Here is a 7,805-nt window from a genome sequence, read left to right as displayed (position 1 = left end):
CCGCTGTTCTTCCTCGTTTGGGTCGCAGGGGTCGCTTTCTCGATCCACCTGGCGATCCTGACCAACACAACCTGGTTTGCTGCCTTCTGGCAGGGTGGCGCTGCTGTCGCCGCCGCTCCGGTAATGGACGCTGCCCCGGCTGAAGCCGCTCCGGCTGCTGAAGCTGCTCCGGTGGAAGCCGCTCCGGCTGCCGAAGCTGCTCCGGCTGAAGCTGCCAAGTAAGTTTTCGCTCGGCATCGCCGGGCAGGCTGGAATGGGCCGGTGCCACCCGCCTTACGGTGGGGCACCGGCCTTTTTTATTGTGTATCATTTTCCGGGGTGCGCAGCCCCCGTGGGCGAATCAAGCCCGGCGATGTGGGGCAATGGCGGCGGAGTGCAGCAGAAAACCGGCCGCAAAACGCCTGCTGCAGAGCATTAATTTTCGTTTTCGCGGTGCAACAGTGGCCGCATGGCGATCAGCGTGGCCAGCATCAGCAGCAGTTCCAGGCCAAAGATCAGCACATAACCATCCGCCTTGGCGGCCAGGTTGAACCCCAGATCGACGCCGCGGGTGAGATCGCGAACCACGCCGCCGATGGTTGCGCCAATCCCCTGGGAAGTGGCCTGCACCGCGCCCCATGCCCCCATGGCAATGCCAACCTGGTGTTTCGGCGCCAACTGCATGGTGGCTGTCAACGTGCCGTGGCCGAACAGGCCAGTGCCAAGCCCGGCCAGCAGCACGCCCAGGGTGAAAATCGACGGCGCGTCGGATGTGGCGGCGAAGATCACCAGGCCATAGGCCGGAACGCCGATCAGCGCGCCCAGGCTGGCCATGCGGAACGGATCGGCACCCAGGCTCAGAATATAAGAGGCATAGGCAAAACCGATCAGGCTGCCGCCCGCCGTCAGCGCCGAAAGCAGGGTGGTGGTGCCAACGCCCAGATTGAGCACTTCGCCGCCATAAGGTTCCAGCACGATATCCGACATCGAAAAGGCTAATGTGCCCAGCCCCACCGCGAGCAGACGCAGAAGCGTCTTTTCCTTGGCCACAAACAGGTCCCAGCTTTCGCGGAAGCTGGGATCAGGCGCGACCGGCTGAGGCCGCAGCCGGCTGGGAATCCGGGTTTCCTGTTTCCACAGGGCCAGGAAGTTCAGGCTGACCGTCACCACTGCGCAGCCCTGGATCATCTGGATAAGCCGCCCTTGAGAGAAATCCGTCAGCACCCAGCCGAAAAACAGGGCCGCACCGATCGAGCCCAGCAGCAGCATGACATACATCAGGCCAACCACATTGGGTTGTTGTTCGGTCTTGGTGAGATCGGTGGCCAGCGCCAGGCCAACGGTTTGGGTAATGTGGATGCCGGCACCCACCATCAGAAAGGCAATGGCCGCGGCCGGCATGCCCAGCCACACCCGCTCATCAAAGGCTTCCTGCGCCCCCGACAACACCAGGATAGCAAAGGGCATGAACGCCAGGCCGCCAAACTGCACCATGGTGCCCATGTAGATATAGGGCACCCGCCGCCAGCCCATGGCGGATTTGTGGGTATCGGATTTGTGGCCCACCAGCGCGCGGAAGGGCGCGGCCAGCAGCGGCAGCGCCAGCATCACGCCAACCACCGATGCCGGCACACCCAGTTCCACGATCATCACCCGGTTGAGTGTGCCAACCAGCAGCACCAGGCTGATCCCGACGCTGACCTGGATCAGCGACAGACGCAGCAGGCGCGACAGCGGCAATTCCGGGGTGGCAACATCGGCAAACGGCAGGAAGCGCGTGCCCCATGTCGTCCACACCTTAATGAGTTGGGCGTTCAGGCCCTGGGCTGGCTGTTCGGCTGACATGAGGCCTCAAAAAGCCGATTGGCTGGGGTTTGGCAATAGCGTCAATCGCTGTTGGTCGGGGCTGCTGCCCGCAGGGCGGCAATGGCTTCATTGGCCAGCGTATCGGCGCGTTCGTTCTCCGCATGGCCGGCGTGGCCCTTCACCCAGTGCCAGCGCACGACATGCGGGCGGGCGGCTGCAAGCAGCGCCTGCCACAGATCATCGTTCTTCACCGGTTTTTTGTCGGCGGTTTTCCAGCCGTTCTTCTGCCAGCCGTGCACCCATTTCGAAATGCCGTCGCGCACATAGACGCTGTCGGTGGTGAGATCGACGCTGCAGGGCCGGGTGAGGGCTTTCAGGGCCGAAATCGCCGCCTGCAATTCCATGCGGTTGTTGGTGGTATGGGGTTCGGAACCGTTCAGTTCCCGTTCCTTGCCGCCAGCGCGCAGGATGGCGCCCCAGCCGCCGGGGCCGGGATTGCCCTTGCAGGCGCCATCGGTGAAGATGGCAACGAGCGGGCGCGCTGGCGCATCGTCAGCCACCCATCATCTCCGGCCCATTGCCGCTATAATCTGCATCCAGATACCAGGTCAGGCGGCGGGCAAAGGCCATCGGATCCTTGCGGGTGACCAGCGCATTGGCCGGCGTGTTGATCCAATCATAGGCGCGGGTGAGCGTGAAGCGCAGAGCGGCACCGGCCGCCAGCCGCGGCAGGGCAGCCCGCTCGGCAGCCGAGAGCTCGACTTCGGCCAGATAGCCGCGCATTAGGCCGGCGGCGCGTTCGGGGAAGAACTGCCGGCCATCGGCAGAGAAGCACCAGGCGGCGTGGGTGATGGCGACATCATAAGCGCGGGCGTCAGTGCAGGCGAAATAGAAATCGATAAGGCCCGTGACGCGCCCATCCAGCATCAGCACATTATCGGGAAACAGATCGGCATGGATGGTCGATTGCGGCAGGCCAGCGGGCCACGCGGCGGCTGCGGCCAGCCCGCGCGCCACGGCATCGGGCAGGCCGGCGTCAATCTCGCCCAGCCGGCCATTGCAGCGGGCGGCAAGCGGCGACCAGGCGGCGGGGCCAAGCGCATTGGGGCGGGGCGCGGTGAAATCGGCGAGCGCCCGGTGCATCTGGCCAAGTGCGGCGCCAACCTCACGGGCGGCCTCCGGCGTGGCTTCAGTAACGCTCACACCCGGCAGGAATTCGATCAGGCAGGCCGGGCGGCCGTTCAGCACCTGCAAAACCTGGCCGCGGGCATCGACAACCGGGCCCGGGACAGGGAGGCCCTTGGCCGCAAGATGGCCCATCAGCGCCAGGAACCAGGGCAGATCGCCAGCATCGACGCGCTTTTCATAAAGGGTGAGGATGAAGCGCCCGCGTGTGGTTTCGAGCAGGAAATTGCTGTTCTCGACGCCTTCGGCGATGCCCTTGAAGCTGACTGCGGCGCCGACATCATAACCGGCCAGAAAGGCCGTCAGATCATCGGCGCTGACCGGGGTGTAAACGGCCATCGCTCGGCAACCCGGGTCAGGCGGTCAGCGAACGCGGCAGCTTGAACACCACTTCTTCCACCGCCGTCGTGATATTTTCGGTCGTCACGGCGAAGCGTTCGTTCATCGCGGCCAGCACTTCCTGCACCAGCACTTCCGGGGCCGACGCGCCGGCGGTCAGCCCGACCGTGGTCACACCTTCGAACCAGGCCCAATCAATCTCGGCCGCGCGCTGGATCAGCCAGCTGCGCGCGCCTTCGCGCTCGGCCACTTCGCGCAGGCGCTGGCTGTTGCTGCTGTTGGCGGCGCCGATCACCAGAACCAGATCACAGCGGGGCGCCATCGCCTTGACCGCGGCCTGGCGGTTCGACGTCGCATAGCAGATATCGTCGCCGCGCGGCCCTTCGATATCCGGGAAGCGCCGCTTGAGTTCAGCCACCATGTCGGCGGTGTCGTCTACGCTCAGCGTCGTCTGGGTGAGGAACCCCAGCTTGCCGCTGTTGGGCGTTTGCACGGCAGCTGCGTCTTCCAGCGTTTCGATAAGGGTCATGGCGCCTTCGGGGACCTGGCCAAAGGTGCCGATCACTTCCGGGTGGCCCTGATGGCCGATGAACAGGATGTGGCAACCGCCGGCCACTAGCCGTTCGGCCTGGCGATGCACCTTGGAAACCAGCGGGCAGGTGGCATCCACATAGGTCAACCCGCGCTCTTCGGCTTTGGCCGGCACGGCCTTGGGCACGCCGTGGGCGGAAAACACGACCGGCACACCGTCGGGCACTTCGTCCAGTTCCTCGACGAAGATGGCGCCCTTGGCTTTCAGACTGTCCACCACGAACTTGTTGTGGACGATTTCATGCCGCACGAAAACCGGCGCGCCCCAGCGTTCGAGCGCAAGTTCAACAATGTGGATCGCGCGATCCACCCCGGCACAAAAGCCGCGCGGAGCGGCAACCAGTACATTCAGGGCTGGCAGTTCGACAGGAACAAAATCCATGGCGGGGGCGACGTTGCTCATGCCCCGGCTGATACGCGATTGGCCCGGCCCGCGCCATAGTTTGTTGGCGCTTGCGGTGACGCCTTTTGCCCCATAGTAGACGGGGCATGACGAGCCCTGCTTTTCGCCGTTCCATCGCCCTGGCCACTGTTGCCGTGCCGGCGCTGCTTCTGGCCGCGTGCGACCGCAATCCTCTGGTGGTGCGGCGCTCCTCATGCCCGGCCGTCGCGGTGGCGGCCTATGCCGGCGACATGACGTTGTTCCGGCCGGGCGCGGCAGGCACCGTTGCCGATGCGGCCAACATGGACGCCGTGGCAACCATCACCACCGTGCGCGATGACTGCGCTGAAACCAGCGATCAGTTCGTATCGCGCATTAATTATGACGTTATCGTGCGCCGCACCGACGCAGCACCAGCCCGGCAGTTCGTGCTGCCGGTATTTGCTGCCGTGGTTCAGGCCGGGAACATCGTGAACGCCAAGCAGATTTCCCAGGTGACGGTGAATTTTGCTGCCGGCCAGGAACGGGCCGTTGCCCAGGGCACGGCCACGGCCGCCGTGTCGCGCACCGCTGCCGCCGTGCCGCAGGCCATTCTCGACAAGATCAACCGCAAGCGGCGTCCCGGTGAACTGGATGCGGCCACCGATCCGATGGCTGATCCTGAAGTGAAGGCTGCCCTGCGCGCCGCCAGCTTTGAAGTGCTGCTCGGCTTCCAGCTCGACGATCGCGCGCTGGCCTACAACATCGCCAAGTAAGCCAGATCAGGGCAGCGATTCGGCGTGAGTTGACGTTGGCCGCGCCCCATCGGCGCGGTTGATGCTCAACGCCAGGGCAAGGCCGAGGAGCAGGACAATCAGGGGCAGGCGCTTGGCAATCATGCTCTGGAGTTACGGCCGTCTGCCTACGGGGTTGCGGCATTGTGGTGGTCATTAGGGCAGTTGACTCAGGCGCGAGGTTCGCCCAATCGGCGACTGTCGCCGGGGGCAACTCCGGCGCCGCGCGCGGGAGAGTGTGAAGCGCAAGTTTCACCGCCGAAGGAGCAAGCCGCCCCCGGAATCTCTCAGGCAAAACGGACCGCGCCGGCGTATCAGCGACACTCTGGAAAGCGGGTGCGGGCTCACGCCTTCACCCCACCGAAGGGGTAAGCCGGACATTGTCCGGTCAAAGCTCTCAGGTCTGGCGACAGTGGGGGAACCAGGTTTGGCACAAGGCTGAACCGTGACTGTTGCCGGGGGCCGTATGGCTGATGATGCCGATCTGAAAACACTGCCGCTCGATGCGCTGCACCGCCGCCTGGGCGCGCGCATGGTGTCTTTTGCTGGCTATGCCATGCCGATCCAGTTTGACGGCATCATCGCCGAGCATTTGTGGACGCGTGAACATGCTGGGCTGTTCGACGTGTCGCACATGGGCCAGTTGCTGTTGGAAGGGGAAGGCGCCGCCGAATGGCTGGAAAGCTTGGCGCCCGGTGACTTCAAGGCGTTGCAGCCCCACCGCGTGCGTTATTCGCTGCTGCTGGCGGACAATGGCGGCATCCTGGATGACCTGATGGTCAACAATACAGGCAAGAGCTTTTACCTCGTAGTGAACGGCGCCACCAAGCATGGCGATCTGGCCCATATGCAGGCGCGGCTGCCGGCCGGAATCACGTTGCACCACATGGAAGACCATGCGCTGCTGGCGCTGCAGGGCCCGGAGGCGGTGACGGTGATGAGCCGGTTCGACCTCACCCTCGAGTCTGCCGATCAGCCGGCCTTTGCCGATCTCAAGTTCATGGCCGGCGCGCGCTGGCTGTGGAACGGGATTCTGCTCGGCATTACCCGCTCGGGTTATACCGGCGAAGATGGCTACGAGATTTCGGTGCCGTCCGAATATGCCGAAGCGCTGGCCGAAGCATTGTTGGCGCATGCCGAGGTGAAGGCCATCGGGCTCGGCGCGCGCGATTCGCTGCGGCTTGAAGCTGGTCTGCCGCTCTATGGTCATGATCTCGATCCGGAAACCACGCCGGTCGAAGCCGATCTGAGCTTCGCCATTTCCAAGCGCCGCAAGGCGGAAGGCGGTTTCCCCGGTGCGGAGCGGGTGCTCGATCAATTGTTCAATGGCGCCGCCCGCAAGCGCGTGGGCCTGGCCGTTGAAGGCCGCATGCCGGCGCGTGAAGGCGCGACCGTGTGGGTGGGCGCCGAACAGGTGGGCGTGCTCACCTCTGGCGGTTTCGCGCCCAGCCTCAACGTGCCGATTGCCATGGCCTATGTCGCCACTGGCTGTGCCGCCGATGGCACGGCGCTGGAAATCGAAGTGCGTGGCAAGCGGATCGCGGCCACCGTGGTACCGATGCCTTTCAAACAGAAGAATTATGTTCGGGAAGGGGACAAGAAATGAGCCGTCTTTACACGCAGGATCATGAATGGATCGACGTTGCCGGCGGTGAAGCCACCGTTGGTATCACCGATTATGCGCAGGGCCAGCTGGGCGACGTCGTGTTCGTCGATCTGCCCGACGCCGGTCGCGCCGTGACCAAGGGCGGGGAAGCTGCCGTGGTCGAATCGGTGAAGGCCGCGTCTGATGTTTATGCCCCGGTGTCAGGCACCGTCACCGAGTCCAATCCGGCGCTGCCCGAGGATCCGAGCCTGGTCAACAGTGCGCCGGAAGCCGACGGTTGGTTCTTCAAGCTCACCCTGTCTGACGCGTCGGAGCTGGATGGCTTGATGGACAAGGCCGCTTACGACGCGTTTGTCGCCAGCCTGTAAGTGACCACAGGCACCGCCACGCGGTGGGATCCGTCCCTCTATGCGACCCACGCCAGCTTCGTGCCGGCGCTGGGGGCGGCGGTGCTTGACCTGCTGGCGCCGAAGCCGGGCAGCCAAGTGCTCGATCTGGGCTGCGGCGATGGTGTGCTGACGCAAAAGCTGATCGACGCCGGCTGCACCGTTGTCGGCGTCGATGCCGATGCGGCGATGGTGGCGGCAGCGCAGGCCAAGGGCATCGATGCCCGCCTGGGTGACGCGCTCGCGCTTGATTTCGATGGCGAATATGATGCCGTCTTCACCAACGCCGCGCTACACTGGGTCGGCCAGCCCGACGTGGTGACGGCGGGCGTGAAGCGTGCATTGAAGCCCGGTGGGCGTTATGTCGGCGAATTCGGCGGCCACGCCAATATCGCGGCCATCCGCACCGCGCTGATCGCTGTGCTCGCCCGCCACGGCTTCCCGGCCGCTGGAGCCGAAACCAGCTTCTATCCCACCGCCGAGGCCTTCCGCGCCGTTCTGGAAGCGGGCGGTTTCGTGGTGGACAGCTGCGCCATCATCCCGCGCCCGACGCCGCTGCCAGAAAGCGGCATGGCCGGCTGGCTGGAAACCTTCCGTGGTGGCTTCATCGATGCTGCCGGTGTGCCTGACGGCCAAAAAGACCAGATCATCACCGAAACCGTCGCTCTCCTCGCCCCGGCGCTGCAAGCCGCCAATGGCCAGTGGATCGCCGATTATGTCCGCATCCGTTTTTCCGCCCATCTCCCGGAGTAAGGCCC

9 protein-coding genes and 2 riboswitches are annotated in these 7,805 nt (G+C 64.7%); of the genes, 5 read left to right on the top strand and 4 right to left on the bottom strand.

Annotated features, from left to right (window positions below):
* The coding region (locus Q7O19_RS02230) for a light-harvesting protein (protein WP_303808387.1) at positions 1 to 222 on the top strand (222 nt) is incomplete at its 5' end.
* A 192-nt stretch (positions 223 to 414) separates the two neighbouring features.
* Here Q7O19_RS02230 and Q7O19_RS02225 read toward each other — a convergent pair.
* From Q7O19_RS02225 to ispH, 4 genes are read right to left on the bottom strand one after another with little or no spacing between them, the layout of a single operon-like run.
* Positions 415 to 1,824: a PucC family protein gene (locus Q7O19_RS02225; RefSeq protein ID WP_303808386.1), complete on the bottom strand. Its 1,410-nt coding sequence runs from the start codon at positions 1,822 to 1,824 to the stop codon at positions 415 to 417.
* A gap of 41 nt (positions 1,825 to 1,865) precedes the next feature.
* Positions 1,866 to 2,345: a ribonuclease HI gene (gene rnhA / locus Q7O19_RS02220; protein WP_303808385.1), complete on the bottom strand. Its 480-nt coding sequence runs from the start codon at positions 2,343 to 2,345 to the stop codon at positions 1,866 to 1,868.
* Positions 2,338 to 3,309: a homoserine kinase gene (gene thrB / locus Q7O19_RS02215; RefSeq protein WP_303808384.1), complete on the bottom strand. Its 972-nt coding sequence runs from the start codon at positions 3,307 to 3,309 to the stop codon at positions 2,338 to 2,340. The genes rnhA and thrB overlap by 8 nt, the downstream gene beginning before the upstream one ends.
* 16 nt (positions 3,310 to 3,325) lie before the next feature.
* Complete coding sequence (gene ispH / locus Q7O19_RS02210; protein ID WP_273461394.1) at positions 3,326 to 4,303, bottom strand: 4-hydroxy-3-methylbut-2-enyl diphosphate reductase; 978 nt, start codon at positions 4,301 to 4,303, stop codon at positions 3,326 to 3,328.
* 86 nt (positions 4,304 to 4,389) lie between these two features.
* Between ispH and Q7O19_RS02205 the strand changes: the two genes are divergently transcribed.
* The 4 genes from Q7O19_RS02205 to Q7O19_RS02190 all read left to right on the top strand — a co-directional run bounded on the left by Q7O19_RS02205 (position 4,390) and on the right by Q7O19_RS02190 (position 7,800).
* Positions 4,390 to 5,037 (top strand): hypothetical protein, encoded by a 648-nt coding sequence (locus Q7O19_RS02205; RefSeq protein ID WP_303808383.1) that lies wholly within the window; start codon positions 4,390 to 4,392, stop codon positions 5,035 to 5,037.
* Between the two features lie 237 nt (positions 5,038 to 5,274).
* A riboswitch (glycine riboswitch) is annotated at positions 5,275 to 5,369 on the top strand.
* Position 5,370: 1 nt separating this feature from the next.
* A riboswitch (glycine riboswitch) is annotated at positions 5,371 to 5,478 on the top strand.
* A gap of 43 nt (positions 5,479 to 5,521) precedes the next feature.
* Positions 5,522 to 6,661, top strand: a complete 1,140-nt coding sequence (gcvT, locus tag Q7O19_RS02200; RefSeq protein WP_303808390.1) for a glycine cleavage system aminomethyltransferase GcvT — start codon at positions 5,522 to 5,524, stop codon at positions 6,659 to 6,661.
* A complete protein-coding gene (gene gcvH, locus Q7O19_RS02195; RefSeq protein ID WP_273461397.1) occupies positions 6,658 to 7,029 on the top strand; it encodes a glycine cleavage system protein GcvH in 372 nt (123 codons plus the stop codon). The genes gcvT and gcvH overlap by 4 nt, the downstream gene beginning before the upstream one ends.
* Entirely contained in the window at positions 7,030 to 7,800 is a 771-nt protein-coding gene (locus tag Q7O19_RS02190; protein ID WP_273461398.1) for a class I SAM-dependent methyltransferase, read from the top strand.
* Positions 7,801 to 7,805: the final 5 nt, after the last annotated feature.

This window comes from Sandarakinorhabdus limnophila DSM 17366, assembly GCF_945882885.1.
In the GTDB taxonomy this organism is placed as follows: domain Bacteria; phylum Pseudomonadota; class Alphaproteobacteria; order Sphingomonadales; family Sphingomonadaceae; genus Sandarakinorhabdus; species Sandarakinorhabdus limnophila_A.
Note: the sequence above shows the minus strand (reverse complement) of the source record. Positions and strands in the feature narration are given on the sequence as shown.